Raw genomic sequence first — 18901 nt, forward strand, 5'->3', positions numbered from 1 at the left:
GGCGCTTTCGAGCGTTTCGAAAAGAGTGTGCGTAGTCTCATTTTTTTGTTCATTTGACTATGTGTCATTTTTCACTTATATAAATCATGCTCCATAAAATGGAAGATGATTTATTTTGTCCTGTTAATTCACGATAAAAAGAACAACTATCCTCTTCTGTGATTTGAATCAATTTTTGTTCACTCATAGCCATGTCAGCGTATAAGGTATGCGGAATCAGTATTAACAGTATTTGAAACTTTGCTTCGATCAGCAACAGCTCCTTTAAAGTCGCAAAAAAAGAAACTTCTGATTCGCTGTACGTTATAAAATCCTGTTGCAGACCTTGGTAATACGCGTATACTTCCGGGAATTGATGAATATTTAAATCTTCAAAACACTGATTAAAATAGGATAAGTAATCCAAAGCAGATGTGACCTCTCTTAACTCCATTCAATGTTCCTCCTAGTTTTTTTATCACTTTATTTTTCAGCTGGACAATCCTCTAGACAGAAAGATAAGCAACTACCTAAAATCCAACTTTGTCGTCCATTATATATACTTAGACAACATGCAATAGAACTATATGGGATGATCGTTCTTTACTTAGCTTACCTGAAACGATATTGAGAATAAAATCATTATCTTCACCTTACTATGAACCGAGCAAATATCCTCGACTAAAGAAATCAGGGAAAAGTGCACAAAAACCTGCTTTGTTTAAAAAAAAGAACCGCAGATGCAGTTCTCCTAATCTCATGATGTCAATTGGCTTTTTCCATCATCCGTTCCCAATCGGCTTTATCCGGAACCGAACCAATCAACAGATAATCAGTCGTTAAGATATAATCCATCACATGTGGCGAATAATTGGTAATAATCAAATCGACTTGCCTGTCATTCAATTTTTCTTCAGTAAGATACTGTATTGGCATAAAAACCAAATCGTGTTTATCGCCTAGTAGATACTCTGCATGGACACGGATATTCTGACAAATAAAATGATCGCCCTCCAATAAAAAAACGATCGTTTTCGACTTTGGATAAAAGATATTCAAACTATCTTTCAACATTGTTAAACTGGCTGCAATATCTTTTATATATGTGTTTGAAAACGACAATAAGGATTGATTTTCGACCAAAAATCGGTAATTTTCTTTATACGAGCGGTCATGATTCGTCGTAATATACGTTGTGACCTCACTCATAACCTTGTTTAGCACAGGAGATACAGCATCATTTATTTTCCTTGATAGAAAAAAAGAATTGAAAAAGGCTGTTTTCTCTTTCAGGTCATGTTGATTGCAACCTTCCTTTTGTAAGTAAGTTGTGGTCATCTGTGCTACGCTTGGCCACAAGTTAAATCGTTCATAAAATAATACCTCATGTTTTATTGGCCCGATTGGTCGTTTGCAGATTGTCACCAAATAAACCCATGCAAATTCTTCTTCCGCCATATGAACACCGAAAACTCGCTCAATACCATGTATTAAATAAAGCAAGAGTTGATAATCTTCTTCACGATACACCATGTCACGTAATTCTTTAGGAAGCGTAATTTTGTTTCCTTGACGATAGCGCTCGATTGCTATATACAATGTGTAGTAAAAAGCTGCTGGTGTAGTCCCTGTACTCACTTCAAGATGACCAAGTTTATCCGATAACGTATCCAGCAATAAGTCACGAAGTGCTTGAGGAGGTGTCAATGTATGAGGTGTCAATTCACCTTCATAAAAAAAATCTTTGAAAAATTTTCTTAAACTGCCTTCAGCCCCAATAAAATTAACTGGCTTCAGGGATAATTCTAGCTCGTATTCTGCTAAAACAGGTTTGATTTGCAACAATAATCGACGCAGCGTACTTTCCGAATAGTTGTAGAAAAAAGCGAGTTCTTCAATTGTTTCCAGTTCCCCATAAAAAATATGTCCAACGATTTCAAACAAGACTTCCTTATCCAACAACTGCTTTTTTTGTTCCTTATATAATTCTGGATTTGTTTCGTAAAAAAAATACCCTCTGTTACGCTTATTAAAGACAGCACTCTTCGCAAAATATTCTTTAAGATAGTTCAAATCTTTAATAATGGTACGTTGGCTCACATCTGATATCTCGGTTAAGCTGACAACTGTAAATGCGCGCTCTCGTTCAATTGTATTCAACAATCGTAACCATCTCATTACAGATTGATGACCTACGAATTGTAATTGTAATTCTCGCATCTCTTCTTCCTCCTTTCTAATAAAACGCCTTCATTCTTTATGATAATACACAGTTAGAAATAAACCTACCAACAAATTTTTATTGGTAGGTTTTCTATTATCCTATGTCACATTGCTGTATGGATGTTTCCTTTTGTATTTTTTAGTTCCCTGGGACTGCACTTAATTCCCATAGCAATTTACTTTCGTAATTAGTTGCCATACTGTTTGCGGCACTTGGTACATTTAGCGCAACACTTTGATCTGCAGTGTGTGCATCACCAAAGCGATAGACCCATGTACCTTGGCCTTGTTCTCCCTCTGCATACAAGAGCGATTGTTTTTCACCTGGAATCAATTCAACTTGTCCATCAGTTTTCATTGTTGGCTCTGGATGATCCGTTGCACTATCAATCTGCCCATTAGTCAATTGGATTTGTGCGCCCAAAAGTGTATGACCTCTTTCACTTGCAAATTGCTCAAGTTGTGTGACAGATAGTTCCCATACTCCCCGGACATCTGAGGATCTACGGTCACTGATTTGAATATAATTTGGTCGTTCTTGTTTTTCACTATCATCTGACGTCACTATTGATTGAGCCTGTGCATAATATATTTGGTCCGACGCAGAAATTTTTTGTACCCCAAAATTAAATTGAGAAATGAAGTCTATACTAAATAAACCTTGATTCTCAGATAAATCTGGTTTATTTTCTGGTTCTACCTCAACTTCTGGCGCTAATGGATCTACAGGTGCGACAATTTCCGTATCATAAATATAATTCACTGTCTGTGCTGTATCTTTAAAGACGCCATTGACATTATCCGGTGTTTCAACAAGCAAATATCCTTCAATGTCTACCGCTTCTGTTTCATACTGATCCCCTATATATCCTGAGAGCACCTTTGTATCTGCTATTTTAGTACCTTTTGTATCTAGATAGTTGACTTCTACGTTTGCACCATCTATCCGTTCATAATGAACGTGAATGATTGTGTCCCCAGTGCCGAATATAAATAATAATTCTGGATCATCCGGCGCTGCATAAAAATCAGGATGATTTCCTTCAATCAATTCGAATGAATCAAAGCGATATCCCTCATTTGGTTCAGCAACGATGTAAATCAATTGGCCCGTGTTCACAAGTTCAGGTGCATGTACAGTTACCGTCCCAGCGTCTTTAGGAAATTGTACGATAGTGATCGTATACGTCGAAACTTCATATATATAGGTGACGAATTGCGCATCTTCTGTAAAGACTCCTGTGGCATTTTGTGGCATGGTTTTTACTGTCCATCCAGTAATCTCTGCTGCTTTTGTTGAGTACGTGTCTCCGTAATCGCCTATTAATTTTATAGGATCTGCCAATTGAATTCCTTTGTCACTTACAAATGTTACTGTAACAACCCCCGCTTGGATACGTTCGTATTTGGCCTGAACGATTGCATCGGTACTCCCCATCACAAAAGTCGTATTTGGCGAATCTGCGTTTTCAATGCGGCTACCAGCACCTGAAATCATTTCCCATTGAACAAATCGGTAGCCAGCACTCGGGTTGGCGCTGATAGAAGTACTTCCACCCATGACAAGGCTTGAAACATTCGCGCTAGGTTCCCCACCTTCTAGCAGGTTCGCTTGCAATGTCAGATTATACTTATCTTGTGAATAGACTGCTCGGATCGTTGTATCACTGCTTCCCATAGTGAACGTCGTATTCGCATTGGTTGCATTCGTAATACTACCGCCACTGCCGGTGATGATTTCCCAACCGCTGAAACTATATCCTGGATTTGGATTGGCATGGATTTGGGTCGTTTCACCTTGTGCCATTATTTCCGCATTCGCGCTAGGTTCCCCACCTTCTGGCAGGTTCGCTTGCAATGTCAGATTATACTTATCTTGTGAATAGACTGCTCGGATCGTTGTATCACTGCTTCCCATAGTGAACGTCGTATTCGCATTGGTTGCATTCGCAATACTACCGCCACTGCCGGTGATGATTTCCCAACCGCTGAAACTATATCCTGGATTTGGGTTGGCTTGGATTTCTGTGGTATCACCTTGTGCCATTATTTCCGCACTTGCGCTAGGATTCCCACCTTCTGGCAAGTTCGCTTGTAAAGTCAGACTATATTTATCTTGCGAATAGACCGCTCGAATCGTTGTATCACTGCTTCCCATAGTGAATGTCGTATTCGCATTGGTTGCATTCGCAATACTACCGCCACTGCCGGTGATGATTTCCCAACCGCTGAAACTATATCCTGGATTTGGGTTGGCTTGGATTTCTGTGGTATCCCCTTCAAACAAATAGTAATCATTTGCCATCGGATCTCCTGCTTCAATAAGATTTGCCTCTATGCTAAGAAAATTACCTGAAGAATACATAGGCATATCTACAATCAATGCATTGTAATCAGCTCTGGTCGCATTTGCACTATAAATACTTGAAAAATTTCCTGGTCGACTCGTGGCACTTTGCACTTCGGTAGCATTCGTACCAGATAAATATGCATCAACCATAGACCACTTTGCGATTACACTTCCAGACAACTCAGGAATGGTACTGTATAAAAGGAATTTCGCACCTGTGGTCATCATTACTTCTTCACCCACAATATACACCTTCGAGTCTGAAGAAGAATTGATAAGTAAAACATTATTAGTAGTTCCTTCATTAAGTAGACCGCCCTTATGAAGATACAATTCTGCACCATCTTGCAAAGATAAAACCGATCCATTCAGAACAGAAAAATTTTTGATTCCGGACGGAGTATCTGTGCCATCAATGAATATTTTTCCGCCATTCATTTGCACTGCAGCAGAATTACTGGCACTTAATTCAGCATATATCCAAGCACCATTGTACAAAGTAATATTACCACCATCACTTATAATCATAGATTGATTCAGAGTATTGCTCGGTATATGTCTATAAAAACTAACACGTCCTTCAATCACTATATCCGATGTTGTCCTCATTGGTGCATGAGATCTGATTAATATAGTCTCTCCAGGGTTGTTCCCACCGTGACGAATTTTAATCGCGGTTGTACGCTGATTTAAATCATTAATATTTGAAATAGTAAACCCTGATTGAATGACTATTTCCGTAACTTGTGGATTATTCCAAGCCAAACGAAAATCTATATGATCATTTACAATGATACTATTTGTCGCGTTGCGTCCTTCAAGATTAGTCTCTTCTGTAGTTGATATAGATTCAATTTCTTTTCTTTCTACTTCAGATTTTTGCTCTTCTATTTCAAGTGTATCGGAATGAGCCTCTAAGTTTTCTACTATGGTTGATTCTTCATCAGAAGCAACATCTATTGCCTCTTCTACAGTGGCTTCTTTTGCTGACGATTGAACAGTATAGACAGATTCTTTCTCTTGAATATCTGATTGCGGAATGGAAAAAGAGGTAACTCCGAAAAGATCATTAGGATCGATAGACGCTGGTTCTTCTATTGTGTCTTTGAGATCGTCGTTGCTACCTGCCTCTGCACGTAAAATCGATAGTGGCTGAAAAAATACCGATATCGTCATCGTTATTAGTACCACATGTAGCATGATTTTTTTTACTAAGTGATTCATGGCCTCTCCTTTCTTTTAAGGTGACTGATCATCTATTTCTTTGTGTCTTGCTTTTTTTTAGATAGAAACCAAGACTAGCAATAGCTAAAATAGACAACAACGCGAGCATCCCGATCATCCACCAATTGATTGGAGAGTCGATCGTCACATCTGCTCGGTTCAATGCCCGTGCTTGATTCGCCTCTATCGTAAATGTTTCTTCCCATGACCACTCCTGCCCTTCTGAGTAGGCTGTCAGTTTTAAGACATACGTCCCACTACGAAAACTCTCTCCGTTCAAATAGATAGGAAAATCAAATTGAGAGTTCGGAGCCATTTGCATGTCAGAACGACTGGTTTCGTAAAGAATATCCTCAGCACCTTCTTCACGAATCGTTGCATTGACTGTTAATTGATTTATATATGTTGATACTGGATTTTGAAGCGTTGCACTAATGACATTTCGATAATTTACTTGATTTGCAAATACATCCAACAAATCCAGTTCAGGATCGATTTTGGTTCGTTGATTACTTACTACAACCCCTAGAACATACGAAAATGCATTGGTAATTGCAATCCCCTCTTCATGACTATTCTCTCCGTCTTCTGGCAGTACTTCTTGCAACCGAATACCACCTGCAAGAACACCTTCAAATGACTCTTCGGGCATAGTAAGAGTAAGTGAAATGGTTTTTTTCTCCATCGGCTCTAAGTTTACTTCTCGTGGCGTTGTCATCAATGCATCTAGGGCAAATGGCAACGTCGAATCAGGGTCAGTTGCATCTTTGCCATACTCTACAAGACCATTCACATTCGTAAATGCCGTATGTGCACTCACTGTAACTGCGATTTCCTCATCAGAACTATTTTGAATCTCAATCTCCAATGTATCCGAGTCGCCAGCAGCTAAATTCAAATCAAAGTAACTACTCGCCCCATCATCTAGTTGACTCTCAGGTAAAATCGGTTGAACAAAAAAATTTAGTTCTGACTCTTCACCATACGCTGTTAACGCACTGATTGAAAACAACAGAAACAAACAGAAACACCCTAAAAGTTGTTTCCATGGTACACGTAGTTTATCTATACGCACGTAAGGTGTACTCCTTTCAAAAATAGGCAGAGAAGTCGTTCTCTGCCTATCTCAATTCTCTCTTTTTTATAATGGTGCACAAAGAAATGATTTCTATTTTATTAAGCACCTGGTACCGTTTCACCACTAGCTGCCACTGTTGAAGACAAAATCCATGTCAATTCAGCATTATATTCTGTTGCTGACTGGCTCGTTGCGCCTGGAACAAACAAGCGAATATGAGGATTTTCTTCGCCATCGTTCATCCAATAGACACTTGAACGTCCAGCCCCTTGTCCATCGTCTGCAGATAAAATATTCTGCGCTGCTCCCCCTGCAGCAAGCTCTACATCATGTGCTGAAGGTGTACTATTTTCAAGATGGCTCTCATATTCAACAATTCCACCATCAAAGGCAAGGGCTGCCCCTGACAATACGTCTCCTGCTGCATTGCTAAAATCACTGACGTTTACAGATAATACCCACCCTTCATGAGTTCCCCGCGTATCAATAATCTGTGCAAAGGAAGCATAGGGAACGGTACTTGTTCCTCCATTTGCTGCATATTGCTCAGCTGCCATATCATACCATTGATCATTAACAGAAATGGTGTTTGTGTTAAAGTCAAACGTTTCAGGTACATAAAGAATACGCAATGGGCCATTTCCACCTTGTTCAGGATCAATCGGATCAACAGGATCAATCTCTTCCGGTACTTCTGGTCCTCCAGGAATTTCCACATCGATATCTTCATCTTCGGCATCTGAAGCCTCAAAAGATACAGTATTATCAGTTATCCCAAAGCCCACTTCTTCAGCAAAAGCATTTAAACCTCCTGCAAAAATAGTGGTTGTTAACGCTGCTACTGTTGCCAAACGGATCATTTTCATAAAAAAACCTTCTTTCATTTTTTAGTTAAATATTATTCTTATTTTTTGAAACAACTATTGTTGGTAATTGATTATAATCAGACTAATTAATTGATTGTTTCTCCTGCCATACCTGGTGATTGATTCAGTTCCCAGGTTAATGTCGCTGCGTATTCAACTGCATCTTTGGCAGTTGCACCTGGAATATGAAGTAAAATCCCTTCATTTCGAACAATATCAGATGTGCTATTATTCAACTCCATTTGGTCACCCCAGACAACAGAAGATGTTCCTGCTCCTCTACCAGTTTCGGCAGCTAAAACAGATTGTGCTTCTCCTCCTGCTGACAAAACTAGATTTGCTGCATGTACCACCGGCTCATTCCCCTCATTTCCAACATACTCTAACGTTGGTGAGGTAAATTCGATTTCTGTTCCATATAAAGTAGTATTTCTTGTTTGGGCATCATTATTTTCGAAGTCAGATAATGTTACCCGTAAATCCCAACCTTCGTTTGTTCCACGTGTGTCTTGTACTTGAGCGAATGATACGTACGGGACATCGCCACTACCATCTTTTAACGGTTGTTGTTCAGCAATCATCGTATACGTACGATCTTGATTAGAAATCACTTGTTGACCAAAGTCCATCGTCGGTGCATATGCAATAGTCAAAGGTCCGGTATTCCCTTCGCCTTCTGGATCAATCGGAGCGATCTCAACATCTGGCCCGCCGTCTTCAGGTGCCACAGGATTGATGACTACTGTATCTTCTCCATTTCCATCTTCATCTACTGCAGAAAAATTTACTGTTGCATCGGTATCTGCTTTTTGAACTTCATTAGCAACCGCGCTTACGCCTCTTGCAAGAATCGTAGTAGACAACACCGCAACCGTAACCAATCGTATGAATTTCATTTTCTTTCCTTCTTTCGTTTAGTATTTCAAGAGTGCTTAAGTAGTTCTTTTTTGTTTCGCCCATAAAAACAACGCGGTTCCTATAAGGCATCCCCCAACACCAGCAAGCCAATGATAGGCAATTTCATCGGTTTGCGGCAATCGCTCTTCGGCTTTCGCCACATCTTTGATTGGGTTATTTGATGGGGGAGCTGGGTCTGGAATTTCACTTGGATCTTTCCAAACACCGGTGAAACGAATAGTTCCTTGCGTTTCAACTTGCTGTACTTCTTTTGCCATTCCATCAAGAGAAAACGCAGTAAAACAAGAGAGTATAGCAATCAATAAAACAAATGCTCCTAACCTTTTCCTTTTCTTTTTCATGTCCCTCCTCCTCTATTATTCGACTATTGGTTTTAGTCAAAAATCTTCTTTCCTATGGATGTTAGCAGAATGAAAAGACTTAAAACTATCTATGTAAGCATGCCTATCTCTTACTTGGCTAAGTATACATAGACGCCTAAGCGAAATACATTCAATAAGTTCACATGTAAGTGAACCCAATTTAGAACAATTCTAAAACAGCATTTTTTTCATCGACGGATTCACTTTTTCGATCACCCGTTCCCAGTCTTTTTTATTCATGATCGAATTAACCAAAACAAAATTTGTGTCAATATTTAAATCTGTTAGGAATTGTGCATAGTTGGTCACGATCAAATCTATTTTTTCACGTTTAATAATTTCTTTAGATAGTTTACTCAATGGAAGTGTAACGATTTTATTTCGATAGCCTAAAATATGCTGCGCAAGCATATGCATACTTTGGCAGATTAGATGGTCGCCTTCGAGTAAAAATAAAACTTTTTTGGGCAAACTATAAAATTCAATCAACATTTCACTATACATAGTCAAACTGACGCAGATATCTTCGAGGAAACAGGCGCTAAACGCCAACATGTCTTGATGCGCAGTCAAAAAACAAAAATTACGCGCAAAAGAGGCAGGATAATTTTCTTTTACAGCTCGCGTCACTTCATTCATCACTTTGTTTTCTGAAGGACTAAACGAATTATTGATTTTTTTTGAAAGAAAGAATGAGCGAATAAACGTTTCAACATCATTTTGATTCCACATATCAATGCCATTCTCTTGTATATAGTCTGTAGCAACTTGTGAAAGTATCGGCCACAAATTATACTTTTCATAGAATGTTCGTTCTTGATCTGAGCGATCAATCGTTCGTTTTCCAATTGCCACAAGATATACCCAACCAAATTCTTCCATAGGTAACCGTATATCAAATGCAGCTTCTAGCTCAGTATAAATCGAATAAAGCAACAAAAAATCTTTATCATTATGCAAAACTACTTTCAAATCAGCGGGAAGTGCGATCGCAAAACCATTTTGATAACGCTCAATCGCTATAAAGAAGCTATAATAAAAAGCGGCTGGGGTCATCCCTGAACCGACATCATAGCTTTCCAGATGGTGAACAAGCTGATTGATCACTTTATATAGATGGTTTGGGGGAAACAATGTATGAGACGTTTGCTCGCCAATGTAGTAAAAATCTTTAAAAAATTTGCGTAACGCCCCTTCTGATCCAATAATATCAATCGGATAAAGTTGCAGTTTCAGCCCATACGTTTCTAATGTTGGCTGGATTTGTAAGAGCAAACGTCTGACAGTACTTTCTGAACTATTGTAATAGTCCACCACATCTTCAATTGTCTCTTTTTCACCAAAAAAAATATTTCCGATGATCTCAAACAACAATTCACTTTGTATCAGTTTTCGTTTTTGTTTTTTATACCTCAGCAAATTGATTTCTTCAAACTGGTAGCCATTAACACCTGAGACAAAGTCAGCACTCCCTTCAAAGAAATTTTTTAAATAATTGATATCTTTGATGATCGTTCGTTGTGATACACCGGTTCGTTGTGCTAAATTTTTAATCGTAAAACAACGCTCATCTTCAACGATATTCAGGATTCGAAACCAGCGAACATTGGTATGACTACCAATAAATTTCATTTGTAAATCTCTCAAATTCAGTTTCCCCCTATCTAAATATGTACTTATTTCTGAACTTATATAAGACCTGCAGATCTATCATGCACGCTAAGCGTGTTCTTTTGGATAGTGATTTTCTTTCCTGTTTTTTATACCTTAGCAACAATAAAAAAGATTGTTAATTCATTATTTTCACATATCAGTGAAGTTTGATTGATCTTTCACATTTATTCTTCTCTACACTAAAATAAGAACATTTCAATTTGAGGTCGCTTGACGAATAAAGTTTTCCACTTTACATATCGATAAAATTAGATATAATAAAACACATGGAAACTATAGATATGTTTAAAGCGCTAGCGAATGAGCATCGCCTCCAGATTCTAAACTGGTTAAAAAATCCCACAGACTATTTTGTTCATGAAACAAATGTTGATATGGAAGAAGTCGGTGTGTGTGTGGGGGAAATCCAAAGAAGGCTTGGATTAACGCAATCCACCACTTCACACTATTTATCGATTTTACAAAAAGCCGATCTATTGACGGCTACTAGAATCGGCAAATGGACCTACTATCGACGGAATGAAGCAACACTTGCTGCATTGAGTGATTTCATCCGCTCGGAATTATGATCGTCGCAGGGCAGTATCCTTGCCCATGCGGCATCATCACATATCAATCGTCCTCCTTCTACTCTCATGTATCGATAAAATTAGATATGTAGTTTTGACCAATCTGCTTTTTTCGTTTGCCGTTCTAAAATCTGTCTATTTTCAGCAGCATTATTCTATGACTAATAAAGGAGTTCACATAAAGATGACCAAACAGTTAACTGATTCAATCAAATTAAGACATGGCGCGGTGTTAAACAATCGCATCGTCATGTCCCCTATGCAAACCCATTCTGGTCTACGAGATGGCTTTGCCTCTGAAGATACCATTGCGTATTACGCTGCCCGCTCAAAAGCAGCTGGCATGCTGATCACTGAATTTCATTATGTGAGTGAAAATGGCGGTCCTTCTTATGTACCAGGCTACCCTGAGCAACTTGCTGCTTATTCAGATGACCACATCAGCGGTCTGACTGAAGTAGCCAGTGCGTTGAAAAAAGACGGTAATAAAGCGATTCTGCAGATTCATCACGGTGGCAGAGCTGCCATTGGACAAGCCGTCAGTGGGCAGGATGTCGTTGCGCCTAGTGCCCTTGATTTTCCATTTTTGGATTATCCAGTTCGGGCATTGACTGATCAAGAGATCAACGCAATCATTGCTGACTTTGGCCAAGCAACCAGACGCGCGATTACAGCTGGTTTTGATGGTGTGGAGATCCATGGTGCCAATCACTATTTGCTGCAACAGTTCTTTTCTTCATGGTCAAATCAAAGAACAGATGACTGGGGCGGCGATTTGAACCGGCGAATGGCCTTTCCTTTAGCGGTTGTCCAGGAAGTCAAACGTGTGATTGCTGAAGAACAGGCCGCGGATTTTATTGTCGGGTATCGTATCAGTCCAGATGAGATCCATGGTGACAATGTCGGCTATACGTATAAAGAATCTGTTCAACTGGTTGCAGAGATTGCCAAACACGAACTCGACTATATTCATCTTTCCTTATGGGGCGGGTACGGTTCAAGCCCAAGTGGTGTAGATGCTTCTTATGCCTCATTATTTAAAGAGGTGCTAGATGATCAAACACAACTGATTATTGTTGGAGGCGTATTTGATGCCCAAAGTGCCGCTGACGCTGTTGCCAATTATTCAGACTTGATCGCAGTTGGTCGTGGTACCCTTGTTGATCCTCAATTTGCCAATAAGATCGTTACGGGGAATGGCGCTGATATTTTCCATGAAGTCTCGCCAGAAACGATGGCATATGTACAATGGACACCAGGCTTGAAAGAGGCTTTTACCCGTAAAGATGCCTTGGGATTGCCGCCTTTACCCGGTGGGGAAACGATTCAGTCGTTGCATACTGGTCGTTTTGATATGTATCGCAAAGCATAAATGCTATTCACTTAAATACGACTATACAAATGACAAAAAAAAACAGGTTGCCAACCGTTCATTCGTTGGCAACCTGTTTTTATTGAGATAGTGACTTATTGATTGATTTTACGATAGTTTTTGTCAAAATAGCGACCTTCACGGATGTCGGCCGGCATGCCATCATAAGGCTCTTCGCTAATCACATCTTCGTTATCGATACCGGCATCCCCCATATAAGTAATTGAAGCAAATTCAGGAACGACCAATTTAGGATATGTTTCATATTTTTCCCGTGCGGCTTCCATTTCTGCAATATGTTCATTTTGGAAAGTTACCGTGATCTCTGGGTGTTCTTCCACCCATTTAGGAAAGAAGATCGTTCCATGTAATTTCTTTTCGTTTGGCATAAAGTCTAATGCGACATCGGTGCCTGTAGGTTCCGTCCAAGTAATTTTGAAGACGCCTTCTGTTAATTTGACCATATCAACGGCTTGATCTTTGACCCAACGGCCTTTGACCATCCCTCCATGGATACGGTAATCAACGGTATGGTCATTTTTTGCATACCATTCGTATTCCCAACCGTTATCATACGTATAAATAAAATGTGTGCCAATAAAATCTGCTAATTCTTTGAATTCTTTCATGCCGAAGCATCTCCTTTGATTAACATGTAATAATTTACATGTTTTTGATTACGTGTTTATGATATAATGGTTTCAGACATTTGTCAAGGAGGAAATATCATGGCACGAAAAAATACCCTACGTTACATATTATTAGGTTTATTAAGTAAAAAAAGGATGTCCGGCTACGATTTGCGTCAATCATTCCAAAATGAGATTGGTGAGTTTTGGCAAGCACAACATAGTCAAATCTATCCAGAGTTAGCAAAGATGGAAGACAATGGATTGATCACTCATGCCATCAAAATTTCAGGAGAAAAATTGGAAAAAAAAATCTATCAATTAACCCCTGATGGCGAAAACGCATTAAAAGAATGGATCCATACTGCAACCGATGAACTGCCCGTTAATCGGGATGAGTTTGTCTTGAAGCTGTTTTTTATCAGCGATATTCATGATCCAGCTTTGATTGATATCGTCCAACAGCAATATGATCTCCATGAAGCCAAGCGTCATCATTTGGTCGCTCGAGAACGGGCCTTGTTTCCGACAGCATCGGACCAAGAAGCCAACTACGGTCATTATTTGATCCTGGCCCATGCCATCAACCGTGAAACAGAGTATACTGGATGGTTGCAGCAGGTGTTAGCAAAGATTACTGTTTAGCTAAGTTTTTGTCTTTATCGCTAAGTACAAATAAAAACGACGTACCTCTTGATCGTGGGGTTCGTCGTTTTTCAATTATTCCCATTTCAAATCCAAATGTGTCAACATCTCTTGATAGGCTGTCGAAATACGTTGCTGTGTGTCTTCGTCTACTTTGTCGACGTTTTTTCCACCTGCAATATAGTCTTCTGCTAAAACAACCTGAAAATCATAGGCTTGCACGGTACCAAATTCCCAATCGTGATAGGTACGTCCTTCAATTGGTACCTTTGATACCCACGTTGGATGAAGTGTGACATTGCTTAAAAAAGTACGTCCTGCTTCTTTGGTGACTTCAACTTCAGGAATCACGCCCCGTTCGGTCCAATAATTGCCATCGATCGTTTCATACCGTTGATTGGACAATAGATTGCCCATTGAATAAATAATAAATTTCTTTTCCCCATCTTTATCGATCACCTCAGTTGGTTGCGCTACATGAGGGTGACCGCCGAAAATAATATCGGCACCAAAATCCACCATTTTTCGATAGATCGTTTGCTGTTCTTCCGATGGTTGCATGGCATACTCCACACCAGCTTGGGGCATAATGATGGTTATATCCGCAATCTGTTCTGCCTCCTTGATATCTGCTTCAAGTTGCTCTAAGGAAAGATCATTCAAATACTGTGCGCGCGCTTCTTGACTCAAGCTGTTTTCTAATCCATTAAATCCATAGGCATAAGCCAGCATTGCGACTTTTATGCCCTTGACGTCCTTCACTAAAATCCCGGAATCGTCTACATTGACCCCTATCGTATCTAAGCCAATATCTCGAAAAGCAGCAGCTGTTGATTTCAGCCCATCGAGTCCTGTGTCTAGAATATGATTGTGTGCCAAATCAATGACATCAAATCCTGCCTCTTTTATACTATCCACAACATTTGGCGGTGCATTGAACAAAGGAAATCCTCCAAGCTCTGCCTCTGGATTGATCGTGCCTTCAAAATCGCCGAGTGCAAGATCGGCACCTGAGATGAGCGGTTTGATTTCCGTATAATCGTTGTCAAAATCATACGTTTCGCCATCAAAGGCACTCAAATACAACGGGCGATGATAGAGCATATCCCCACTAGCTGTGATCGTGATAGTTTGGCTTTCTGGTTCTTGTGTCTGACTGGTTTCAGCTGTCGTTGCTTGGCTATTTGTTGTTGTGATCGATGATGCTTGTGTATCTCCCGCAGAATAGAAGGTCTCCCATGGAATCAAAACGTACATTGACAGTAAGAGCAACAATGTGATGGATGTCCCAAAAATCAATCGATATATTTTTCTTTTTCGTATGGCTTGTTCCTTTCGCATCAACTCTGCCTCCTTTTTAAACCCCATCATTAAAAAGCATTCCCATTATACTGTATTATACCAAATGATTATTTTTATACCTAGTAAAAACAAAAAAACAGCTCATGATCGAGCTGTTTAAGGTATTTGCTAAATTCTTTGATTCTTCAAATTGGGGAGTGCGCCTGCTGCGATCTTATCCTCTCTTGACGCATGCACGATCATATATTTATTTTTTGCTAACAATAAAGGATTTTGGCTTGCTTGTGTCAACAAATCATTGGTTCCTCTTAAAAGGGCCACTAAAGTCGTATAGCCTTGGTCATCTTTTTTTAACGGGCTATAATGTAATGTTGTACTATATAGTTCAACAGCTTGGCCTTTTTTCAATAAAAAAGTCTCCATCTTTGCCACATCATAATGGGCCTCAATCATATCTGCTTGTGCACCTAAAGGCAGCAAACAATCGGTCAATGCAATCACAACTTCACTGCCCATGTGGTATTCAACAGCCGTTGTTTCAGTATTTTGGCCGGCACAGATGCCTAATTGGATCTCCATATTGCCGTATACATTCTCTTTCAGCCAATCATACAATGATGTGCTTTCTAAGTTAGCTGTACTTGCCTCATAATGATTGCCTGTTCGTGGAATCTTTTCTATCAGTTCTTCATGGTGTGTGTTAACAAAATCAACAAAATCGAAGCCTTTTAATTCTTGCCCATAGCGTGCAAATGTTTGTTCATTTATCTCTTTCATGCCATTTGTCATCCCAATCCTCGTCTATCTTTTTACGCTTGTAATACAACATTCAAAATCTGTGTATCTTCTTCTGCCTGGCCATTGTCTGAAGTAGTCACTTCCGCAAATTGTGCAGTATTTGTCACGATCACTGGGGTAATCGTTTCGTAACCCGCTTCTTTGATCGCCGCTAAATCAAATTCTACTAGGGTATCTCCTCGTTTGACTTGATCACCGACTTGTTTATGAACGGTGAAAAACTGCCCTTCCAACTCGACTGTATCCAAACCAATATGCATCAGAATCTCTACACCAGATGTGGTCATCATGCCAATCGCATGCCCTGTCGGGAATGCGACAGTGATCTCACCATCCGCTGGGGCTGTCAACTTGCCTTCACTCGGAATGATTGCAACCCCTTTCCCAAGCATACCGGTTGAAAATACAGTATCGGGCACTTCACTTAAAGCCACGATTTGACCGGCTAGCGGGCTAGTCAAAACCAAATTATCTAATTCAGTTTGATTGTCTGTATTTTTTTCTAATACTTTAGGATCGTATCCGAATAAGAAAGTACCAACTGCTGCTCCAAAAAATGCAACCGCTAAGGCGATGAGAAATGGTACGAATCCTTCACCTAAGAAAACTGGAATACTTAACAAACCCACTGGACCTGCTGCAAGGGCAGCACTATTGCCCGCACCAGCAATACCACCTGCAACACCGGCAGCCGCTAAAGCAACATAAAACGGCTTTTTAAACTTCAAATTGATGCCATAAATGGCTGGTTCTGTAATACTGAATAAAGCCGTGATCGTCGATGACAACGCTAATTGTTTAACCTTAACATCTTTCGCTTTTAGAAATACGCCGAATGCTGAACCAGCTTGAGCAAAATTTGATGGGCCAGTCATTCCATTGATTGTATTTCTTCCGTACAAAGCTAAATTATTATAACTAATTGGGACGATTCCCCAATGGAGTCCAAAAACGACCAATAATTGCCATGCAGCACCTAATATGACCCCACAAACGATTGGACTGAGAGAGTACAAAAATTCATACCCATTCCCAACAGAATTACTTAAAAATGAAGTGACCGGACCAATGATCAAATACGTTGCTGGTATTGTAATACCCAAGCAAATCATTGGTGTTAACACATTTTTAACGACCGGATGAATAAATCGGTTACATAAATATTCGATTTTTGACAGAAAATATACTGCGAAAATAATCGGTAGCACAGAGGAAGTATATCTTGCCAAAATGACTGGTACACCGAAAAAGTCTAAAGACGCACCATCATTAAATGCTTGTACCAAAGTTGGATACAACAATGCTCCACCGACTACAGCTGCTAAAAAACGATTGGCATCAAATTTTTTAGCAGAGGTGTATGCGAGTAATATCGGCATGAAATAAAAAACTGAATCTGCCGTTGCATTTAAAATCATATAGCCCCCGCTGTCAGCAGACAGACCCAACTGCGTTGCAATCATCAACAACCCTTTGATCATTCCTCCACCAATCAATGCAGGTAATATCGGTGTAAATATGGAAGAAACAAGGTCAATTGCCTTATCGATAAACTTTTCATTTTTCTTGTCAGCTGAAGAAGATACATTGTCAAAATGGTTCAGCTGTGTTTGTTTATTAATTGCTTTATACACGTCTGAAACAGTATTGCCTATGACAACTTGATACTGACCGCCACTTTGGATAACGCTCACTACACCATCCAAATTTTCTAAATTGGTTTTATTCGCTTTTGATTCATCTTTTAGTTTAAAACGTAAACGTGTCGCGCAATGGACCAATGAGTTTACATTTTCTTCCCCACCAACATTATCAATGATCAAAGAACCTAATTTATTAAAATCCATTTTATTCTCTCCATTCTTGTTCAATCAACTACACCTTGTTAGCGATTACATTTACCGTCAATTACTTCATAAAAGTTTACAAAGTAATTGAACAACCCAACTAACGATTTCGACTCGCCATTCTAAAGTACGTATATGGTTTGCCTTTCAATGATATGGACAACTGCATCACATTTTCTGGGGTCGTACATCCTGCAAAACCACCATCGCCGATTGCATGGATATCCGCACCTGTTTCTTTCATCATCAACGCAATCATCCGGATCGTATCTTGATCAGCACCTTCTACAGAACTATTCAAGAAGGTCATCGCTAACGTACCAGGTTTATACGTATGAACAAACTGCACCAAATCTTGGATCATATGCACACTGATACCATGGCGTGAACCTGGTGCAGGCAGATCGATGACATCGGCTCCTGCATCAATCAATTCTTTGATGATTTCTTTGGCATCGCGTTTGGCCAGAGGATCACCTAAAACTTTTTCATCGATGCCATCTTCCCATTTACCAGAGAAGATCAGCGTATCCTCTCCTAAAATTTCACGGGCTCTTTTGGTGGTTTTGATAATATCATCGATCGATGTGCCTGAACCTGGATTTCCACCTAAAACAATAAAATCTGCGCCTAAATCTTTGGCTTTTTGGATATGGGCATCAGTTGCCAACATACCTTCTACATCATACAGTTTTTTCTCTACAACTTTATTTTTCCCAGGGCAACCTAGATAAATCCCCACTGGAATATTTACGCGTTTTTTTAACTCGGCTAAAGACAGCCCTTGCAGACCAGGATTATTGGTTTCATCATTTAAATTGAATGTATTCAACATGACCATATCGGATCCGAATGCTGCCATCAATTCTGTATTGGTCACACCACGAACTAATCCTTGACTCGCAAAAAGCAAATGCTGTGCCATCACGACCCTACCTTCGGATTTAAAAATTGAACGCTTTAAATCTCGCCCACTCATTTGCTCTATGTCTGTTTTTGATGCACTGATCAAACGTGTTACTTCTGCCATCGCTATTCGACTCCTTCAATAAATAAACTTTTCTA

Annotated in this window: 16 protein-coding genes; 3 read left to right on the top strand and 13 right to left on the bottom strand. The window is 39.6% G+C overall.

Annotation, left to right across the window (positions count from 1 at the left end; all coding sequences use genetic code 11):
• Positions 1-64: 64 nt before the first annotated feature.
• From AEQ18_RS14725 to AEQ18_RS14760, 8 genes are all read right to left on the bottom strand, one after another.
• Positions 65-433, bottom strand: coding sequence for a DUF7006 family protein (locus AEQ18_RS14725; RefSeq protein WP_054117115.1), 369 nt, complete (start codon positions 431-433; stop codon positions 65-67).
• Between the two features lie 311 nt (positions 434-744).
• The gene (locus AEQ18_RS14730) at positions 745-2199 is read right to left on the bottom strand and encodes a helix-turn-helix domain-containing protein (protein ID WP_054117116.1); all 1455 of its coding nucleotides are present in this window, start codon (positions 2197-2199) and stop codon (positions 745-747) included.
• A gap of 142 nt (positions 2200-2341) precedes the next feature.
• Positions 2342-5776 carry an InlB B-repeat-containing protein gene (locus AEQ18_RS14735; protein WP_054117117.1) on the bottom strand — a complete coding sequence of 1145 codons (3435 nt, stop codon included), beginning with the start codon at positions 5774-5776 and terminating at the stop codon, positions 2342-2344.
• A gap of 28 nt (positions 5777-5804) precedes the next feature.
• On the bottom strand, positions 5805-6851 hold the full coding sequence (locus AEQ18_RS14740; RefSeq protein WP_054117118.1) for a DUF916 and DUF3324 domain-containing protein: 1047 nt from the start codon (positions 6849-6851) through the stop codon (positions 5805-5807).
• Positions 6852-6952: 101 nt separating this feature from the next.
• The gene (locus tag AEQ18_RS14745; RefSeq protein WP_054117119.1) at positions 6953-7720 is read right to left on the bottom strand and encodes a WxL domain-containing protein; all 768 of its coding nucleotides are present in this window, start codon (positions 7718-7720) and stop codon (positions 6953-6955) included.
• Between the two features lie 86 nt (positions 7721-7806).
• Entirely contained in the window at positions 7807-8616 is an 810-nt protein-coding gene (locus AEQ18_RS14750) for a WxL domain-containing protein (protein WP_054117120.1), read from the bottom strand.
• Positions 8617-8652: 36 nt separating this feature from the next.
• Positions 8653-8979: an LPXTG cell wall anchor domain-containing protein gene (locus AEQ18_RS14755; protein ID WP_152911929.1), complete on the bottom strand. Its 327-nt coding sequence runs from the start codon at positions 8977-8979 to the stop codon at positions 8653-8655.
• Between the two features lie 192 nt (positions 8980-9171).
• Entirely contained in the window at positions 9172-10647 is a 1476-nt protein-coding gene (locus AEQ18_RS14760) for a helix-turn-helix domain-containing protein (RefSeq protein ID WP_054117121.1), read from the bottom strand.
• Positions 10648-10940: 293 nt separating this feature from the next.
• Here AEQ18_RS14760 and AEQ18_RS14765 point away from each other — a divergent pair, with 293 nt between their 5' ends.
• Together AEQ18_RS14765 and AEQ18_RS14770 are read left to right on the top strand one after the other, a co-directional pair.
• The gene (locus AEQ18_RS14765) at positions 10941-11243 is read left to right on the top strand and encodes an ArsR/SmtB family transcription factor (protein ID WP_054117122.1); all 303 of its coding nucleotides are present in this window, start codon (positions 10941-10943) and stop codon (positions 11241-11243) included.
• 184 nt (positions 11244-11427) lie between these two features.
• Positions 11428-12615 carry an NADH-dependent flavin oxidoreductase gene (locus AEQ18_RS14770; protein WP_054117123.1) on the top strand — a complete coding sequence of 396 codons (1188 nt, stop codon included), beginning with the start codon at positions 11428-11430 and terminating at the stop codon, positions 12613-12615.
• Between the two features lie 95 nt (positions 12616-12710).
• On the opposite strand, the gene AEQ18_RS14775 is transcribed toward AEQ18_RS14770, so the two are convergent.
• Positions 12711-13244 carry a phenolic acid decarboxylase gene (locus AEQ18_RS14775; RefSeq protein WP_054117124.1) on the bottom strand — a complete coding sequence of 178 codons (534 nt, stop codon included), beginning with the start codon at positions 13242-13244 and terminating at the stop codon, positions 12711-12713.
• 99 nt (positions 13245-13343) lie between these two features.
• Here AEQ18_RS14775 and AEQ18_RS14780 point away from each other — a divergent pair, with 99 nt between their 5' ends.
• Entirely contained in the window at positions 13344-13889 is a 546-nt protein-coding gene (locus AEQ18_RS14780) for a PadR family transcriptional regulator (protein ID WP_054117125.1), read from the top strand.
• 75 nt (positions 13890-13964) lie between these two features.
• Here the strand turns inward: AEQ18_RS14780 and AEQ18_RS14785 are convergent, their stop codons facing one another.
• From AEQ18_RS14785 to AEQ18_RS14800, 4 genes are all read right to left on the bottom strand, one after another.
• The gene (locus AEQ18_RS14785; RefSeq protein WP_054117126.1) at positions 13965-15230 is read right to left on the bottom strand and encodes a CapA family protein; all 1266 of its coding nucleotides are present in this window, start codon (positions 15228-15230) and stop codon (positions 13965-13967) included.
• A 129-nt stretch (positions 15231-15359) separates the two neighbouring features.
• Entirely contained in the window at positions 15360-15968 is a 609-nt protein-coding gene (locus tag AEQ18_RS14790; RefSeq protein ID WP_235505562.1) for a DUF4867 family protein, read from the bottom strand.
• A 32-nt stretch (positions 15969-16000) separates the two neighbouring features.
• Positions 16001-17836, bottom strand: coding sequence for a beta-glucoside-specific PTS transporter subunit IIABC (locus AEQ18_RS14795; RefSeq protein ID WP_054117128.1), 1836 nt, complete (start codon positions 17834-17836; stop codon positions 16001-16003).
• Between the two features lie 100 nt (positions 17837-17936).
• On the bottom strand, positions 17937-18866 hold the full coding sequence (locus AEQ18_RS14800) for a DUF7916 family protein (protein ID WP_054117129.1): 930 nt from the start codon (positions 18864-18866) through the stop codon (positions 17937-17939).
• Positions 18867-18901 lie beyond the last annotated feature (35 nt).

Origin of the sequence: Enterococcus sp. RIT-PI-f, assembly GCF_001297065.1 — a bacterium.
Lineage (GTDB): Bacteria > Bacillota > Bacilli > Lactobacillales > Enterococcaceae > Enterococcus_D.

Excerpts from the sequence above, each read along its gene's own strand:
- AEQ18_RS14725 (WP_054117115.1), bottom strand. The coding sequence starts at position 433 with ATGGAGTTAAGAGAGGTCACATCTGCTTTGGATTACTTATCCTATTTT.
- AEQ18_RS14730 (WP_054117116.1), bottom strand. The coding sequence starts at position 2,199 with ATGCGAGAATTACAATTACAATTCGTAGGTCATCAATCTGTAATGAGA.
- AEQ18_RS14735 (WP_054117117.1), bottom strand. The coding sequence starts at position 5,776 with ATGAATCACTTAGTAAAAAAAATCATGCTACATGTGGTACTAATAACG.
- AEQ18_RS14745 (WP_054117119.1), bottom strand. The coding sequence starts at position 7,720 with ATGAAAATGATCCGTTTGGCAACAGTAGCAGCGTTAACAACCACTATT.
- AEQ18_RS14750 (WP_054117120.1), bottom strand. The coding sequence starts at position 8,616 with ATGAAATTCATACGATTGGTTACGGTTGCGGTGTTGTCTACTACGATT.
- AEQ18_RS14755 (WP_152911929.1), bottom strand. The coding sequence starts at position 8,979 with ATGAAAAAGAAAAGGAAAAGGTTAGGAGCATTTGTTTTATTGATTGCT.
- AEQ18_RS14765 (WP_054117122.1), top strand. The coding sequence starts at position 10,941 with ATGGAAACTATAGATATGTTTAAAGCGCTAGCGAATGAGCATCGCCTC.
- AEQ18_RS14770 (WP_054117123.1), top strand. The coding sequence starts at position 11,428 with ATGACCAAACAGTTAACTGATTCAATCAAATTAAGACATGGCGCGGTG.
- AEQ18_RS14775 (WP_054117124.1), bottom strand. The coding sequence starts at position 13,244 with ATGAAAGAATTCAAAGAATTAGCAGATTTTATTGGCACACATTTTATT.
- AEQ18_RS14780 (WP_054117125.1), top strand. The coding sequence starts at position 13,344 with ATGGCACGAAAAAATACCCTACGTTACATATTATTAGGTTTATTAAGT.
- AEQ18_RS14785 (WP_054117126.1), bottom strand. The coding sequence starts at position 15,230 with ATGCGAAAGGAACAAGCCATACGAAAAAGAAAAATATATCGATTGATT.
- AEQ18_RS14790 (WP_235505562.1), bottom strand. The coding sequence starts at position 15,968 with ATGAAAGAGATAAATGAACAAACATTTGCACGCTATGGGCAAGAATTA.
- AEQ18_RS14795 (WP_054117128.1), bottom strand. The coding sequence starts at position 17,836 with ATGGATTTTAATAAATTAGGTTCTTTGATCATTGATAATGTTGGTGGG.
- AEQ18_RS14800 (WP_054117129.1), bottom strand. The coding sequence starts at position 18,866 with ATGGCAGAAGTAACACGTTTGATCAGTGCATCAAAAACAGACATAGAG.